Source organism: Paenibacillus sp. Y930, from assembly GCF_056786375.1.
This window is the reverse complement of sequence record NZ_JBXCIX010000003.1, coordinates 407,744-425,454: the sequence shown is the minus strand read 5'-3', so window position 1 is coordinate 425,454 and position 17,711 is coordinate 407,744. Positions and strand designations below refer to the sequence as shown.

14 protein-coding genes are annotated in these 17,711 nt (G+C 39.0%); 9 read left to right on the top strand and 5 right to left on the bottom strand.

Features of this window, described 5'->3' with window-relative positions; all coding sequences use genetic code 11:
* Window positions 1-13 precede the first annotated feature (13 nt).
* Window positions 14-361 (top strand): hypothetical protein, encoded by a 348-nt coding sequence (locus AC1TO5_RS10845; protein WP_482062819.1) that lies wholly within the window; start codon window positions 14-16, stop codon window positions 359-361.
* A gap of 110 nt (window positions 362-471) precedes the next feature.
* Here the strand turns inward: AC1TO5_RS10845 and AC1TO5_RS10840 are convergent, their stop codons facing one another.
* The 4 genes from AC1TO5_RS10840 to AC1TO5_RS10825 form a co-directional block, all read right to left on the bottom strand.
* Window positions 472-1,794: a BaiN/RdsA family NAD(P)/FAD-dependent oxidoreductase gene (locus AC1TO5_RS10840; RefSeq protein ID WP_482062818.1), complete on the bottom strand. Its 1,323-nt coding sequence runs from the start codon at window positions 1,792-1,794 to the stop codon at window positions 472-474.
* A 33-nt stretch (window positions 1,795-1,827) separates the two neighbouring features.
* On the bottom strand, window positions 1,828-3,132 hold the full coding sequence (locus tag AC1TO5_RS10835; RefSeq protein WP_482062817.1) for an aminoacetone oxidase family FAD-binding enzyme: 1,305 nt from the start codon (window positions 3,130-3,132) through the stop codon (window positions 1,828-1,830).
* A gap of 228 nt (window positions 3,133-3,360) precedes the next feature.
* Window positions 3,361-4,125 carry an exodeoxyribonuclease III gene (locus tag AC1TO5_RS10830; RefSeq protein ID WP_482062816.1) on the bottom strand — a complete coding sequence of 255 codons (765 nt, stop codon included), beginning with the start codon at window positions 4,123-4,125 and terminating at the stop codon, window positions 3,361-3,363.
* Window positions 4,126-4,146: 21 nt separating this feature from the next.
* The gene (locus AC1TO5_RS10825; protein WP_482062815.1) at window positions 4,147-4,809 is read right to left on the bottom strand and encodes a DUF4190 domain-containing protein; all 663 of its coding nucleotides are present in this window, start codon (window positions 4,807-4,809) and stop codon (window positions 4,147-4,149) included.
* A gap of 210 nt (window positions 4,810-5,019) precedes the next feature.
* On the opposite strand from AC1TO5_RS10825, the gene AC1TO5_RS10820 reads away from it, so the two are divergent.
* The 6 genes from AC1TO5_RS10820 (at window position 5,020) to AC1TO5_RS10795 (ending at window position 15,150) form a co-directional block, all read left to right on the top strand.
* Window positions 5,020-6,903, top strand: a complete 1,884-nt coding sequence (locus AC1TO5_RS10820) for an LTA synthase family protein (RefSeq protein ID WP_482062814.1) — start codon at window positions 5,020-5,022, stop codon at window positions 6,901-6,903.
* A 26-nt stretch (window positions 6,904-6,929) separates the two neighbouring features.
* On the top strand, window positions 6,930-8,333 hold the full coding sequence (locus AC1TO5_RS10815; RefSeq protein WP_482062813.1) for an aldehyde dehydrogenase: 1,404 nt from the start codon (window positions 6,930-6,932) through the stop codon (window positions 8,331-8,333).
* 96 nt (window positions 8,334-8,429) lie between these two features.
* Window positions 8,430-9,902 carry an ABC transporter substrate-binding protein gene (locus AC1TO5_RS10810; protein WP_482062812.1) on the top strand — a complete coding sequence of 491 codons (1,473 nt, stop codon included), beginning with the start codon at window positions 8,430-8,432 and terminating at the stop codon, window positions 9,900-9,902.
* A gap of 269 nt (window positions 9,903-10,171) precedes the next feature.
* A complete protein-coding gene (locus tag AC1TO5_RS10805; RefSeq protein WP_482062811.1) occupies window positions 10,172-11,647 on the top strand; it encodes an extracellular solute-binding protein in 1,476 nt (491 codons plus the stop codon).
* A 195-nt stretch (window positions 11,648-11,842) separates the two neighbouring features.
* Window positions 11,843-13,390 carry an ABC transporter substrate-binding protein gene (locus AC1TO5_RS10800; protein ID WP_482062810.1) on the top strand — a complete coding sequence of 516 codons (1,548 nt, stop codon included), beginning with the start codon at window positions 11,843-11,845 and terminating at the stop codon, window positions 13,388-13,390.
* 215 nt (window positions 13,391-13,605) lie between these two features.
* Complete coding sequence (locus AC1TO5_RS10795) at window positions 13,606-15,150, top strand: ABC transporter substrate-binding protein (protein WP_482062809.1); 1,545 nt, start codon at window positions 13,606-13,608, stop codon at window positions 15,148-15,150.
* Window positions 15,151-15,375: 225 nt separating this feature from the next.
* On the opposite strand, the gene AC1TO5_RS10790 is transcribed toward AC1TO5_RS10795, so the two are convergent.
* Complete coding sequence (locus AC1TO5_RS10790) at window positions 15,376-16,344, bottom strand: acetylxylan esterase (protein ID WP_482062808.1); 969 nt, start codon at window positions 16,342-16,344, stop codon at window positions 15,376-15,378.
* A gap of 201 nt (window positions 16,345-16,545) precedes the next feature.
* Between AC1TO5_RS10790 and AC1TO5_RS10785 the strand changes: the two genes are divergently transcribed.
* Together AC1TO5_RS10785 and AC1TO5_RS10780 are read left to right on the top strand one after the other, a co-directional pair.
* A complete protein-coding gene (locus tag AC1TO5_RS10785; protein ID WP_482062807.1) occupies window positions 16,546-17,130 on the top strand; it encodes a hypothetical protein in 585 nt (194 codons plus the stop codon).
* A 228-nt stretch (window positions 17,131-17,358) separates the two neighbouring features.
* Window positions 17,359-17,694 (top strand): LapA family protein, encoded by a 336-nt coding sequence (locus AC1TO5_RS10780; RefSeq protein ID WP_482062806.1) that lies wholly within the window; start codon window positions 17,359-17,361, stop codon window positions 17,692-17,694.
* The last annotated feature ends 17 nt before the right edge of the window (window positions 17,695-17,711 follow it).

Below are 17,711 nucleotides of genomic sequence, written 5' to 3'. Positions count from 1 at the left end.
AGCATAAAAACATATGTATGAGATTGAAATGGATCTAGTAGCGGATTGGATCAGTATTGTGAAGGAAGTATTTCGTGGTGGTGGGATTGTTCTTGAGGATGGCTTGACTACAGAGGACGTTGCACAAATCTATTTTTTGCAGAGCTTCCCGGAAGAAGAGGCTAACGCTTTAGCTCAGGAAACGTTGCAGAAGCTGCAAGATATGGAGCAAGTGATCCAGACTCATTTGGAAACGACGATTGTGCCTGATATTCGTCAGCGTACTAGTTATGAAGGGAATCAATTTCACTTCAGCTGGATATTCGATCAAGGGGAACATATTGTTGAAACTCATTCAGAATATCGGATTCCATTAGCATAATTGCACCACTAATCTTTAGGTTCCCATGATAAATGCCCTTGTCAGTAGGAGGTGAATTCCTACTGACAAGGGCATTTTGTATAGTTACATATTAGTTTTGGTTATTCTATTCACTTACGTGGTTGCCTTGTACGTCGATCAGCAAGCGCCATAGCAGAGGCATATCCGGAGCTCCAGGCCCATTGCAGGTTATAGCCACCGCAATCTCCATCCACATCCATCACTTCGCCTGCCAAGTAGAGCCCAGGTACTAGCTTAGATTCCAACGTTCCTTCGATTAGCTCAGTCGTATCGATACCACCTGCTGTTGTTTGCGCATTCGTGAAGCTATTGGTATCGGTCACTTTAAACTCCCAACGCTTCATGATTCGATAAAATATTTCCTTGGTTTTCCACGATAGATCCTGACAAAGCAGGTGAAGCTGTTGATCAATTCCAGCCTCCTTCAGCAGGACGGGAATCAACTTTTTGTTGATGATGCCGATAAGGGAATCCGCAACAGTCCGGTGTCCGAAGATGCCCCAGTGCATTTCTAGAAATTGAACTACCTCTTCCTCCGTACGGTCCGACATCAAATCAACCGACAAAGTCACAGATTCTCCTCTTCCGAGATTATACGCAGCCTTCCTGCTTAGCTGGAGTATTGGTGGGCCGGAGACGCCATAGTCCGTAAAAAGAATTTCGCCATATTCGCTGCGGATGACTTCACTGTTTACGATAATATGGGCATGTCCCTCGAATTTGACGCCGGATAGTTCCTTCAAATGCGGATAATCTAGCTTCAATTGCACAATGCCCGGCACTGGTTCGACTACAGTGTGCCCTAGACGTTGGACAAGCGTGTAACCCGATCCATCTGTTCCGGTCTTCGGAGCGGTAAGACCACCCGCACATAAAAATAGGTATTTGCTGGTATAAATGACCTGCTCCTCTGTCTCCGTTTGACATTTAATCGTGAAGCGCGGATGTTCCGTCGAGACGGTAATATCCAACACTTTATTCTTGAAATATAACGGAACATTTCGATCCTCGAGAGCAAGTCGAAAAACACCCGGCACAGACGCAGCTTGCAACGACATCGGATACATCCGACCATCCTCCAGGCTTACAAGAGGCAGCCCGAGCGAAGCGAAAAAGTCGATCGTTTGGCGGACACCAAATTGCTGCAGCACATGCAGTGGAAATCCAGCTTGATTGCTGTGATACTTGTGCGATAAAGCGACTGCTTCATCCGTACCCGTCGCAGTGGATTCGTTCGTAATGTTACAGCGCCCATTGCCCGTCGTTAATATCTTCTTTCCAATCCGGTCATTGCTATCAATAATTGCGGTATCAATACCTTGATCCCGCGCAGTAACGGCAGCCATTATACCAGCAGCACCTGCACCGATAATTAATAGCTCATGGTGCTTAGCATTCTGATTCTTATACATAGTGATCGATGCATCCCTTTTCCTATAAATTCATTACATTTGCTTAGCGAGCGCCATCGCGGCTACATAACCAGAACTCCAGGCCCACTGCAGGTTATAGCCGCCGAAATCCCCGTCCACATCGATCACCTCGCCAGCCAAATAAAGCCCAGGTACTAGCTTAGATTCCAGCGTTCCTTCGATTAGCTCAGTCGTATCGATGCCGCCTGCTGTCACTTGCGCATTCGCGAAGCCATTGGTATCAGTCACTTTAAATTCCCAATGCTTCAAGATTCGATAAAGTTTCACCTTGGCTTTTCGCGGTAGATCCTGGCAAAGCAGGTCTGGCTGCTGGTCGATGCCTGCCTCCTTCAGCAGGGCGGGAACCAACTTCTTGTTGAAGATGCCGACGAGGGAATCAACAACAGTCCGGTGTCCGAAGTCCACCCAGTGCATTTCCAAAAACTCAACTAGCTCTTCATCGGTCCGACCCGGCATCAAATCAACCGATACGGTTACAGAGTCTCCTTGTGCAAGATGATACGCTGCCTTCCTGCTTAGCTGGAGAATTGGCGGGCCTGAGATTCCATAGTTCGTGAAGGCAATTTCACCATATGCGCTGCTGATGACTTTACCGTTTACGATGATATGGGCTTGTCCCTGAAATTTGATAGTGGCCAGTGCCTTCATATGTGGATGTTCTAGCTTCAATTGCACAATAGCCGGCATAGGCTCGACCAAGGTGTGTCCCAGACGCTCGGCAAGCGTATAACTAGGGCTATCTTTTTCCGTATTCGGACCAGTAAGGCCACCCGCACATAAAAACAGATATTCGCTAGTATAAACAATCTGCTCGCCAGTTTCCGTTTGGCATATAATCGTGAAGCGGGGATGATCCTTCGAAACGGTAACATCCAACACTTTGTTATTGAGGTATACTGGAACATTCCGATCCTTCAGCGCTAGCTCAAAAATATCCAGCACCGATGCAGCCTGCAGCGACATCGGATACATCAAGCCTTCCTTCAATCTTGTAAGCGGAAGCCCGAGGGAGTAGAAAAAGTCAATGGTTTGACGGATGCCGAATTGCTGCAATACCGTCAATGGAAATCCAGTCTGATTACTGTAATACTTGCGCGATAAAGCGGCCGCTTCATCCGTACCCGTCGCAGTGGATTCATTCGTAATGTTGCAGCGGCCATCACCTGTCGTTAATATCTTCTTGCCAATCCGGTCGTTACTCTCCAGAATGGCAGTATCGATACCCAGATCCCGCGCAGTAACAGCGGCTATTAGTCCTGCAGCACCTGCGCCGATAATAAACAGCTTGTGGTGCATAGAAGTCTGATTCTCATACATGGTTGGTCAATGCATCCTTTATCCAATTTTTCGTAAAAGCACAGAAGTGCTTTATTAAATTATAGCATAAGTGTAAGCACCACTGAATTCTGGTTAGAATTCCTGATTTCGCCCCATTACATTAATAATCCTCTACTGCGCTACAATTTATAGAAACTTTATCCGTTCCAAGATTAGCAAAAATCCACAACCTCATTTGGTTGTGGATTTACTAATGGAGCCGGGGAGTTAAACTACCTCTACGGTGAGTGTTACTGGACAATGATCACTGCCTAGTATACGATCCTCAATCGTTGCCTCGATAATCTGATCTTTTAACTGCGAAGAGACAAGGAAGTAGTCAATTCTCCAGCCGATATTACGTTCGCGAACTTTCGGCATAAAGGACCACCATGAAAATTTATCCTCAACCAGTGGATGTAGATGTCGGAAAGTATCTGTGAAGCCATCTCGTAGTAGATTGCTCATACAAGCACGTTCTTCAAAGGTAAAACCAGAATTACCGAGGTTAGCCTTCGCATTTTTCACATCATGATCAAGATGGGCGACATTGAGATCACCGCAAATAATAACAGCCTTATTGGCAGCTAGCTTCGTCACATAATCCTTGAACCGTTGCTCCCACTCTAGGCGATAAGGTAAGCGAGTAAGGTCGCGTTTCGCATTAGGTGTATAGACAGTCAATATATAATAGCTCTCATATTCTAGTGTAATGATCCGACCTTCATCTTCACTATTATCTTCTAGTCCATACCAGACGGATAATGGTTTATGCTTCGTAAAGATTGCTGTACCGGAGTACCCTTTTTTTACAGCATAATTCCAGTATTGCTCGTATGAATCACCTAGATCCAGCTCAATTTGTCCAGCTTGTAGCTTAATTTCTTGCAAACAGAAAAAATCTGCCTGTTGCTCATGAAAAATATCGAGAAATCCTTTAGTAACAGCGGCACGCAAGCCGTTCACGTTCCAAGATACACATTTTAGTTTCATTCTTGCTGCTCCTCAAAGGCTTTAATAATATATATTTGAACTTGAATCCATTGCAAATATTAACACGCCAACAACAAAGATTAACAAAATACCGTATAGTAGTGTACCTAAGATGCTTGTAACTAAACCGCCGATAGCTAAGCCTCTACCATCCTCCTGCTTGCGAGGAATTTCTTTCAATGCCATCGCACTTAATATAATTCCAGCAATCCCGATGAAAAAACCTATATATGGAATACTAATAGAAGCGATACCGAGAATTAACGCAATAATTGATTTTGTATTCGTTTTGGTAGTGCGATATACGATAGGCGGTTGCTGATATGGATTGTTCTGATAATTGGGGTAGTTACCATTTTGCGGTTGCCCATAATATTGATCTTGCCCATTGTACGGCTGCTGATTATTATAGTTAGGTGGCTGTTGTTGATATTGCTGTTGCTGTTGTTGTTGTTGTTGTTGCTGATATTGCTGTTGATATTGTGGTTGTTGGAAATTTTGTTGGTCAGGCTGTTGGAATTGATTATTATAAGGCACTTGTTGATTTTGTTCGTTATTAGCATTATTCGAATATTGTTGATTCGTTTGTTGGTCTGATTGTTGGCTCTCGGAATTGGTCAAGTCGTTATTACTTGTTGGATTTCCGTAAGGGAAATCTTTTTGATTGGATTGATCGCTCATCATTCGCCCTCCTCAAATGGGTCAGAAATTTCTAATATCTATCATAGCAAATATTAATGATGTCAACAATGAATTCATATAGATTAATCGTTAAGCTTTCATCGATCACTCAGTTGCGATAAGATTATACTATTGTTGCTCATAGAAAATGACAATAATCGAAAGAACACAAGTAATGAAGTAAGCTACATGCGTAGCCAAGGAGTGGACAGTATGAAAAAGTTTGTACAATGGTATACCAAATTTCCAGGGGTCTTATTAGCAATTATGTTATTGTTGAAAATAGTTATGTTTCGACAATTCGCCATTCATGATCTATCGCTTTGGGGTGTAGTATCTGATATAGCAGCAATGATCTGTCTGATGGCATTGCCAGCGATCTTTATGCGTGGTAAAGCGAGAACTGCACTACAATATATTATCGCAATGCTGTTATCACTAATATGGTTTGCTACCTCAATATACTATAGCTACTATGGAAGTATTCCTACCTATTTAACATTGACTCATTTGGGGCAAGTCGGTCAAATTAGTGAAAGTATCACGTCAGCGATTGAGCCGTATATGAGTCTGTATTTTGTAGACTTTATTGTACTAGCGATAATGAAGATTATTTGGGGCAGTCGATCAGAAGTTAGAACTCTTTATTGGACGGCAGCAACTAGGAAAAAACGTCCAAAATTTAGAGCATTAATTATTTTTACACTTAGCTTTATTGTTAGCGGTACAATTGTTTTCACTTCGACAAGTATTGAAAATGAGCATGCGCTTGCTAATCGCTTAGGCGTAATTACGTATCAATTTGCGGTGTTAGGACAAGGAAAGACGGATTCAGTAGATAAAATGAGCGAGGAAGAGCGCGCTCAATATTTAGCGCAGATTCAGCAATGGTTTGCAAAGCAGGATAAGCCTGATCAATCCATGTATCATGGTGTAGCAGAAGGTCGAAATCTTATCGTAGTGCAATTGGAATCATTTCAAAACTTTGTGATCGGATTGAAGGTCGGAGATCAAGAGGTTACTCCGAATTTGAACGCATTAATTCAAGATAGCTTCTATTTCCCACGTATGTATCAGCAGATTGGTGAAGGAAATACGTCAGATGCAGAATTTTTACTGAATACGGGAGTATATCCGCTTGGGGCTCCTAATATGAGTAGCTTTGTGGAAGGAAAGATCGTTCCAAGTTTACCACGAACATTGGCTACACAGGGATATGACTCCTATACGTTCCATGTTAATGATGTAACTTTCTGGAGTCGTGATAAAATGTATCCTGCGCTAGGTTTCAACAAGTACTTCGATACAAAAAGCTTTGAAAATGATCATTTCAATAGTTTTGGCGCTTCGGACGAACAATTTTATAAAGTGGTGCTGCAGCAATTTAAGCAATTTCACAAAGATGAGCAATCTTTTTATGCGCAACTACTGACGACATCGAGTCATCATCCCTTTGTTATTCCAAAGGAAAAGCAGCAATTAATATTACCAAGCACATATGCTGAAACACAGCTAGGTAATTATTTGCAGGCTGCACGCTATACAGATGAGCAACTAGGTATTTTCATTCAGCAATTGAAGGATGCTGGTATTTGGGAGCAATCGATTATGGCCATATATGGTGATCACGCTGGCTTGCAAACCAAAGAAAATGATCCAGCTTGGGTTACCGAGCAATTGGGAATTCCTTATCACGGCACAATTAGTCGGATGAATATTCCATTTATTTTATCAATCCCTGGTGTGGAAGGCGAAGTCATTGAGACGGTAGCTGGACAAGTTGATATGCTACCAACGATCTACAATGTTCTTGGTATCGATATGGATGCTCATCAGCAAGCGTTATTCGGTACTGATCTACTGAATGCAGAAACGAATATTATTGGTGTAAGATATTATTTGCCAACGGGTACATTTTATAATGATGATGTATTATTTGTACCAGGTCTGGGCTTCACCGATGGTATAGCGACTGATCTGAATACATTGGAACAGGTTGATATTGGAAATGATTTGCGAGCCGACTATGATTATATATTAGAATTAATGAAAATGTCAGATCTCTATTCAGCGCAGTTGCCTATGAGCAATCCATAATAATAGCATATGAGGGGGAGAATAGTATGGGCAAAGTAACGGAGACAATGATTACGCAATGGGTAGAGCAGCAGCAGGCCTATTATGAGAGTGGAGAAACACGTTCGCTTCAATTTCGCATTCAACAATTGAAGAAATTAAAGCAAGCGATTGTAAAGCACGAGCATCATATTTTAGAGGCACTATATCTCGATTTGCGAAAAAGTAAAACAGAAGGCTATGCTTCGGAACTTGGCTTAGTGCTGTACAGTATTTCTCATATGATCAAAAACTTACATCGCTTTGCAAAGCCGAAGCGTGTGAAGACACCGTTACCACTAATCGGAACTTCAAGCTATATTGTATCGGAGCCTTATGGCTCCGTACTCATTATTGGCCCGTTCAACTATCCTGCATCTCTTATATTAGAGCCATTAGTAGCGGCAATAGCGTCAGGAAATTGTGCAATTGTAAAGCCATCAGAACATACACCCAATGTATCAGCCGCACTTCGCGATCTTATTGCAGAAACATTTGATGCTCAATATATCCGATTAGTAGAAGGTGCCCAAGAAGAGACAAGCTGGTTAATTCATGCGCCATTTGACTATATGTTCTTTACAGGAAGTACGAAGGTTGGGAAAATTGTGGCGAAGGCTGCCGCTGAAAGATTAATACCGGTAACTCTAGAGCTTGGGGGCAAAAGTCCTGTTATTGTGGACCAGACAGCCAAGCTTGAAATCGCTGCGCAGCGAGTGGTCTGGGGCAAATTGTTGAACAACGGTCAGACCTGCATTGCACCAGATTACATACTTGTAGAGCAATCAATCTATGAGCCGTTTATGAAATTAGTGGGAGCGGCTATTCACAAGTTCTATAGTAGTAATCCGCTAGAAAGCGAAGATTATGGGCGAATTGTGAGCGATACTCATTTCTTAAGATTGAAGTCGATGTTAGAAAATGTGGAGCAGCATTACATATACGGTGGTCAGTACGATGAACAGCAACGTTATATTGCACCAACATTTCTCAGTGGAGGGACTTGTAAGCAGCCTACATCGCTGAAGGCGATGCAAGAAGAAGTGTTTGGACCAATCTGTACAGTCATTCAATATGATACATTGGATGAAGCGATCGCATTTATCAAGCAATATGATAAGCCGCTCGCTTTATATGCATTTACAGAAGATGCTGCGGTTGAACAACGAATCATTGCTTCGATCTCATTCGGTGGTGGTTGTATTAATGATACATTGAGTCATTACATTAATTATGAACTTCCATTTGGTGGTGTTGGACCGTCTGGTCTTGGTGCTTATCATGGCAAACATAGCTTTGATCAATTTTCTCATCGTAAAAGTATGTTGAAGCGTACGACGCTGTTAGAGCCTGGTATTTTATTCCCGCCATATAAGGATAAATTGAAATTGCTAAAAAAAGTATTGAAATAGCGGAACGTTATCGGTATATGCAACTTTTTCCTTTGTTGCACGTTATATAGATGTAAGTATTGTGTAAGTAGATCAACTAAGGAGTGTAACTAAGAGATGAGAAAATGGATGACGAGTGGAATTGCACTATGCTTGACTATAGTTATGTTAACAGGATGCAGCTTTGGAAAAGATGGTACAGGCAAAGAAAATGAAGCACGTACATTAAAGGTTATGTATTACGACGAAAGCAGTTTCTTCCAAGAGTATGGAATGCTTTATAGCGCACTTTATCCTAATGTTGAAATTCAAGTTGTAGAATCAAATCAAATTCACAATACACTGATGGAAGAGAATGAGAATGATTATGATAAAGCACTAGCTGCATTTATCGAAAAAGAGCAGCCAGATATTCTGATGCTTGAGCCAACACAGGTAGAAAAATTAGCTACTGAAGGTAAGCTATATGATATAGAAAGCTATGTAACAGATAGTAAATATGATGTAGATGGACTAGCTCCAGGTGTTATTGATTCTATGAAAGGTTATGGCGGCGGTAATTTATACTCGATACCAACAAACTTCTCTACGCAAGTACTTTTCTATAACAAGGATCTATTCGATGAACATAACGTACCATATCCTACAGATCAAATGACGTGGCCGGAAGTTATTAATCTTGCGAATATGTTCCCTAAGGATGGAGAACCATTAGAGCGTGTATTCGGTCTGAAAATGGGCTGGGGTAAAGAGTTGAGCGAAATGGTTAATATCCTTGCTGGTACAGAAGGCTTGAAGGCTTTTGATGAAAATACATTGCAAATGACTGTTGATACACCAGCTTGGGCATCTATTGTAGAGCAAGCGCAATCCGTATTGAATTCAGATGTATTGTTCTATGATGAAATGCTTTATGGTGGCGGCGAAGGCGGAGTAGTATATTTCGAGCAAGACGGAGATTATTATAGCAATAATCCTTTCTTCTCAGGCAGACTTGCAATGAGCGTAGATGGTAACTATTTTGTGAGTCAAATTGAAGATGCAAAAACATATGCTCAAAATCCAGAAGATATTGTAGAAAACTGGGACATTGTAACTGCTCCAGTAGGTTCACAAAATCCTGATGCTTCTGTCTATACAAGATACTATAATTTATTTGCTATTAATGCAGCTTCAACAAATGTTGAGGAAGCATGGAACTTACTTTCATATATTACTGGCGATGAGTATGCACGTGTAAAATCAAAAGTATCCTATGGTAATCTACCACTAAGAACTAAATATATGGAATTAGGTACAGATCGTAACTATGCTGCATTCTACAAGCTTAAACCATTGGATGTAGATATTGATTATAATAAGACTCCTGAAATGTATCAATATGAGTACTACAATGTTTCTACTGAAACATTTAATAAAGTAAATAACGGTGAAATTACAGTTGCGGAAGCGTTGGCAGAATTGCAATTACGTGGTAATGAATTGCTAGCGACAGGCAAGATGACGAAAGAAGAGCAAGAGAAATATTGGGAAGAGCAGAATCAAATGTATATGGAAAGCAATAGTGGAAGTGTAGAAATGGCTCGTTAAGCAACTTTAGAAGAGGGTATTTCTGATGTTGTAACGATAAATAGAGCTTATGGAATAGAAAGCAATAGAATAACGGAAAAGGCTAGCAGATAATAGTATCTGCTAGTCTTTTTTTCGTGATTTGAGTACCTTTTTAAGATGTTAATTTACTAAAATAATTCAATATTACTTAAAAAGTAATTAAAGGAAAAAAAGTAAAAATGAAACATATCAATTGGATATAACGTTATATTAATGTAAGTAATTTAATAGAGGGGTGTAACCAAGAAATGAGAAAATGGCTTAAAAGTGGCGTTGCTCTATGCTTGACTGTAGCAATGTTAACAGGATGCAGCTTAGGATTTGGACAAGGCGGTTCCGATAATGAAAATGAAGCACGTACATTGAAGGTTATGTATTATGACGAAAACAGCTTCTTCCAACAGTATGGCATGCTGTATAGCGCACTTTATCCTAATATTGAAATTCAAGTTGTTAACACGAATGAGATACATAATACACTGATGGAAGAAAACGATAACGATTATAACAAAGCACTAGCTGCGTTTATAGAAAAAGAGCAGCCAGATGTTCTGATGCTTGATCCAATACAATTAGAAAAAATGGGTTCAGAAGGTAAACTATATAATATCGAAAGCTATGTAATAGATAGCAAATATAATGTAGATGGACTTGTACCTGGTGTTATTGATGCGATGAAAGGATATGGCGGTGGTAATTTGTATGCTATACCAAAGAACTTCGCTACGCAAGCGCTTTTTTATAACAAGGATCTATTTGATGAATATAACGTACCGTATCCAACAGATCAAATGACTTGGACGGAAGTTATTAATCTTGCGAAGATGTTCCCTGCTGATGGTGATCCATTAGAACGCATATTTGGCCTGAAAATGGCTCGGAGTAGAGATTTGAATAATATAGTTACTACACTTGCAAGTACGGAAGGCTTGAAGGCTTTTGATGGAAATACATTGCAAATGACGATCGATACACCAGCTTGGGCAAGCATTGTGGAGCAAGCGCAATCTGTGCTGAAGTCAGATGTATTATTTTACGATGATATGCTGCGTGGTGGTAGTGACGGAGTAGTATACTTTAATCAAGATGGTAATTATTATAACAAGGATCCATTTTTCTCAGGTAGACTAGCGATGAGAGTAGATAGCAATTATTTTGTAAATCGAATTGATAATGCAAAATCTCATTCTCAAAATGCAGAAGATATTATTGAAAATTGGGATCTTGTTACTGCACCAGTAGGAGCACAAACTCCGGATATTTCGTATTACGCAAGCTACAATGAACTGTTTGCGATTAATGTAGCTTCAACAAATGTCGAGGAAGCTTGGAATTTCATCTCATATATTACGGGTGACGAGTATGCACGTATACAATCAAAATTTACTTATGGAGAATTAACGCTACGTACTAAATATCTTGAATTAGATACAGAGCGTAATTATGCGGCATTCTATAAGCTCAAACCGTTCGATCAAAATATAGATTATACAAATGTTCCTGAAAGGTATCAATATGAGTACTCCAATGTTGCTACTGAAACATTTAATAAAGTAAATAACGGCGAAATTACAGTTGCGGAGGCATTAGCACAATTGCAATTACGCGGTAATGAATTGTTAGCAACAGAGAAAATGACAAAAGAAGAGCAAGAAAAATATTGGGAAGAACAAAATCAGATGTTTATGGAAAGCTCTAGTGGAGCTGTACAAATGGTCCGTTAAGTAGCTTGGAAAGAGGATGTTTCTGAGATTGTAACGAAAGAGCTAATGAAATAGAAAGCAATAGAATAACGGAAAAGGCTAGCAGATAATAGTATCTGCTAGTTTTTTGATTAAATATTGGAAAAAATGAAACTTTTTACATTAATATAACGTTATATTAATGTAAGTAATTTAATAGAGGGGTGTAATTAAGAAATGAGAAAATGGCTTAAAGGTGGCGTTGCTCTATGCTTGACTGTAGCAATGTTAACAGGATGTAGCTTAGGATTTGGCAAAGAGGGTTCAGATAATGAAAATCAAGAACGTACATTGAAAGTCATGTATCATAACGAAGACAGTTTCTTCCAAGAATATGGAATGTTGTATAGTGCACTTTATCCTAATGTTGAAATTCAAGTAGTTAGCACAAATGAGATACATAATACACTAATGGAAGAAAACGATAACGATTATAACAAAGCACTAGCTGCATTTATAGAAAAAGAGCAGCCGGATGTCCTTATGGTTGATCCAACACAATTAGAAAAAATGGGTTCTGAAGGTAAACTATACGATATCGAAAGCTATGTAACTGATGGGAAATATGATGTAGATGGACTTATTCCAGGTGTTATTGATGCTATGAAAGGATATGGTGGCGGTAATTTGTATGCTCTGCCTACTAACTTCCATACGCAAGTACTTTACTATAACAAAGATCTATTCGATGAATATAACGTACCTTATCCAACAGATCAAATGACGTGGACCGAAGTTATTAATCTAGCCAATATGTTCCCGGCGGACGGTGACCCATTAGAACGTATATTTGGTCTGAAAATGAGTTGGAGCAAAGAGTTGAGTGACATGGTTAATACACTTTCAAGCACTGAGGGCCTGAAAGTATATGATGAAAATACATTACAAATGACGATAGATACACCAGCTTGGGCAAGCATTGTAGAGGAAGCGCAATCCGTATTGAAATCTGAAGTATTATTTTTTGATGATATGCTTTGGGGTGGTGGCGAAGACGGAATAGTTTACTTTGAGCAAGAAGGAGATTATTATAGCAGAGACCCGTTTTTCTCTGGTAGACTCGCGATGCGATTAGATGGCAACAACGTTTTGAATGAAATTAAAAATGCAAAATCGTATTCTCAAAATCCAGAAGATATTATTGAAAATTGGGATATGGTTACTGCACCAGTAGGATCACAAAATCCGGATACTTCCTATTCAACAAATTACTATAATCTGTTTGCAATTAATGCAGCCTCAACAAATGTGGAAGAGGCATGGAAACTCATCGCTTACATTACAGGTGATGAGTATGCACGTGTGAAGTCGAAATCATCTTACGGTAACTTACCAATGAGAACTAAATATATGGAATTAGATTCGGAAAGAAATTATGCTGCATTTTATAAGTTAAAACCGGTCATTCAAAATATAGACTATACAAAGATTCCAGAAAGATTCCAATATGAGTACTACAATATTGCCACTCAAACCTTTAGTAAAGTAACTAATGATGAAATTAACATTTCAGAGGCGTTGGCAGAATTGCAATTACGCGGTAATGAATTACTGGCAACAGAGAAGATGACTCCAGAAGAGCAGGAGAAATATTGGGAAGAGCAGAATCTGAACTATATGAGAAGCTCCAGTGAAGAAATAATGATTCCTTTTGAAGAGGATGAATCGGTAGCGACTGAAGAAGGAACTACTGAGGATGTAACAATAGAGGAAGTTGATGAATAGAAAGCAATAAATTAACCAAGAGGGCTAGCAGATAATAATATCTGCTAGTTCTTTTTGTGGTTTGAGCGATACATGACGTAATAATTTCACTAGCGCCTCATTGAAACTATCATCAAAGTTTCTAACGGTCGGAAAATTTGGCTTTTCTGCAACCTTTTACCTTACTGGTACGTTATGTTAATATAACTATTTCAATTGAGGGGTGTAACCAAGAGATGAAAAAATGGCTTAGAGGTGGAATTGCTCTATGTTTGACTGTAGCTATGTTAACGGGATGTAGCTTTGGATTTGGAAAAGATAATTCTGGAAAAGAAAATGAAGCGCGTACATTGAAGGTTATGTATTATGACGAGAACAGTTTCTTCCAAGATTATGGAATGCTGTATAGTGCACTTTATCCTAATATTGAAATTGAAGTTGTAAACACGAATGAGATTTATAACACACTGATGGAAGAAAACGATAATGACTATGACAAAGCATTAGCTGCATTTATAGAAAAAGAGCAGCCAGATGTTTTGATACTTGAGCAGACACAATTAGAAAAACTAGGAACTGAAGGAAAGCTATATGATATCGAAAGCCATGTAACGGATAGCAAATATAATGTAGAGGGACTTGTTCCTGGTGTTATTGATGCTATGAAAGGATATGGCGGCGGTAATTTGTATGCTATACCTACGAATTTCTCTACGCAAGCACTTTTCTATAACAAAGATCTATTCGATGAATATAGCATACCATATCCAACGGATCAGATGACTTGGACTGAAATTATTAATCTTGCGAATATGTTCCCTAAAGATGGAGATCCGTTAGAACGTGTATTCGGTTTGAAAATGGGTTGGAGTAAAGATTTAAGCGAAATGGTTAATATGCTTGCTAGTACGGAAGGTTTGAAAACATTTGATGAAAATACATTGCAAATGACGATCGATACACCAGCTTGGGCAAGTATTGTTGAACAAGCGCAATCGGTGTTGAAATCCGATGTATTGTTCTATGACGATATGCTTTATGGTGGCAATACTGACGGATTAGTATACTTTCAGCAAGATGGTGATCATTATAGTAATGATCCATTCTTCTCAGGTAGACTTGCGATGCGCGTAGAAGGTAACTATTATGTAAATCAAATTAAAGATGCAAAAACGTACGCTGAAAATCCAGAAGATATTATTGAAAACTGGGATATTGTCACTACTCCGGTAGGTTCACAAAATCCTGATGCTTCAGCCTACACAAACTATTATAATTTATTTGCGATTAATGCCGCTTCAACAAATGTTGAAGAAGCATGGAACTTTATTGCCTATATTACTGGCGATGAGTATGCACGTGTAAAATCAAAATCATCGTGGGGTAACTTGACGCTAAGAACGAAATATTTGGAATTAGATACTGACCGTAATTATGCGGCATTCTACAAGCTAAAACCGTTGAATGTAAACATAGATTATAATAAGGTCCCTGAAAGATACCAATATGAGTATTATCAAATTTCATATGAGGCATTCAATAAATTAAATACTGGGGATATAACTGTTACAGAAGCGTTAGCAGAATTACAATTACGAGGTAATGAATTGCTAGCAACTGAGAAGATGACAAAAGAAGAGCAAGAGAAATATTGGGAAGAGCAGAATCAAAAATATATGAACATGAGCGAGGAGGAAATGCTGCGTGAAGCATCTGGCGAAGCGATAACTACTGAAGATGTGGCTACCGAAGATGTAGCAACTGAGGAAGTTGTTGAATAGAAAGCAATAGGTAACGAAAAAAATCTAGCAGATACATAATCTGTTAGATTTTTTTCGTACTTCGCATAGTACAAAAATGAAATCTAAATGATTAGAGATGAACTAAAGGAATACATTAAGAAGTGAGTGATCATTATTACATTACATGATATGATATTATATTAGAAGGGCATTGCTTAATAAAAAAGCTAGCAACTGACAAAAATAAGCTACTAGCACGAAGGTTTATGTGGTTTGTAAGTAATCCATAAAGATTTGTAATCTTACTGGGATTGAAGCTGGAACTTGATCATGCCCATAGTAACGATATACAGCAATATCTTTTTTACATTGCAAATGATTATATGCTGCGAAAACAGTGGACGGCGGGGTAATATCATCTATAAGTCCAATGGTGATCCATGTGTAACAAGTGATTCTAGGAGCGAGATTCATCATGTCAAAATAACTTAATGTCTTCTTGGCATTCTCTTCTAAGTCAGGTCTACCACTATATCTACGGAAATATTCATTGAGTTCGTAGTAAGGACCAGTAGGTGTCGTATCAATTGCACGCTCAAAATGAGACAAGTAAGGATGATCAGCTACTGCGACAATCGGAACGCTAGAAAGAGCTGCCGCTGCCAATGTGATAGCACCTCCTTGACTACCACCTGTAACAGCGATATGTGAAGCATCAACTTCAGGCATAGCTGCAAGAATATCGATAGCTCGTACAGCATCCATATAGACAGCACGATAATAATATTCATATTTATTTTGGATACCTTTTGTCATCCAACCTGCGACATGACCGTTACTGGAAATGACATTGTCAATGGAACCTGCATATTGTCCTCGACAGAACATGCGCATAACTGCATACCCTTTTAATGCAAGATTAACGACATCATGTGTATCACGGTCACTTACCCAGTTATATCCGTGAAATTCAATTATTCCGGGTAGCGGCGTATCTGTGATAGGCATAGCAAGCACCGCTTCAATCTGTGCATTATTGAATCCTTTGAAAAACACTTGGTATACTTTCATATTTTTTACAGGATATGAAATTTCATGACGCTCATAAGTAAGAGGCACTGTATGGAGCTCTTGAAGCGTCTCTTCCCAGAAGTCATCAAAGTCTACAGCTGCTGTTGCAGCTGGTTTATATTGCTGTAGCTGTTCTAGAGGCATATCATATGGTTGTGGCATTAATCAAAACATCCCTTCTTAAATTTTTTTGTTGTTTCAAAAGGTGAAATGAAGTAAAATTCTAATGTATTGTAAATATCTGGTTCATTATTAAGAGTCAATAAGACTTAAGTCTAGTATACGCTATTACTTTAGAAGGTTACAGTATTTCCCACTACAAGTTAGACTATTAATACGAGCTTACATGTCAGGGAGGTAACTATGGCGAAGGAAAGAGAAGTATATATTGTTCTAACGAATACTGGCACTGTTCTAGCCAATGTTATTTCATATTGTACGAAAGAGCATCTTAGTCACGTATCTATTGCATTTGATAGTGATCTAAGAGAGGTATATAGTTTTGGACGTAAGTACCAGCGCAACCCTTTCATTGGAGGATTTATTCAAGAGGATGTGACAGGACCAGTCTTTTTACGTTCGCAATGTGTGATATACCGGATGAAGGTTTCGCAGCAATCATATGATACGTTAAGAACACAAATCGATCATTTTATCCATTATGCCAATCATTATCATTATAACTTTCTCGGGATGATCGCAGTTTATTTTAATATCCCATGGGATCGTCGGAATCATTATTTTTGTTCACAATTTGTTTCAACCATACTTTTTAATGCGGAGCTAGAATTATTCAATAAAGAAACAACACTCGTTACTCCTGGTGATTTTCTTGATGCACAACTAGAACTTCACTATCGTGGCAGATTAAGAAGTTATCTAGGCGCATTACAGCATCGTATAGGAGATAGCTATCAACCAGCATATAAGCTAGTTCAAAAGTTATGAAAATAACGTTGAACTAGCTTTTTTTATGTACATTTGTTACAAGATACGCTAACATCGTATTGTAAGTAATGAATTGTTAAATATGATGCTTAATTGGACAAGCTATTAGTTATGGATGATCGTATGTATACTATTTTTTCGTACATAAAAAAATGCTTTATGCTTCCGATGCTACTTTTCATTACAAAGTAGTATTTCGGGAAGCAGATGAAAAGTTTTAGGAGGAATATGATGAAAAGTCAATGGATGTTGTTGTTAGCTTTTGTATTTGCACTAGTGATAGCTGTATTTGCTGTTATTAACATCACGCCTACTGATGTTAATTTCTTTTTTGGAAAAACGACGGCTCCACTTATTCTTGTTATCCTATTCTCTACATTATTCGGTGGATTAACTGTAGGTGCATTAGGGCTAGTGCGAGTATATGTTCTTCAACGTAAAGTAAAGCAGTATGAGAAACAATTATCCGGTTCTACTGTTGATGAACATGTAGAGCATGTAGAGCAAGAGGAAGTTATTGTGGAAGAAGTAGAGCAAACGGAAACAGAGCAACAAAAAGGTTAGAAATAGTTTGCCTTATT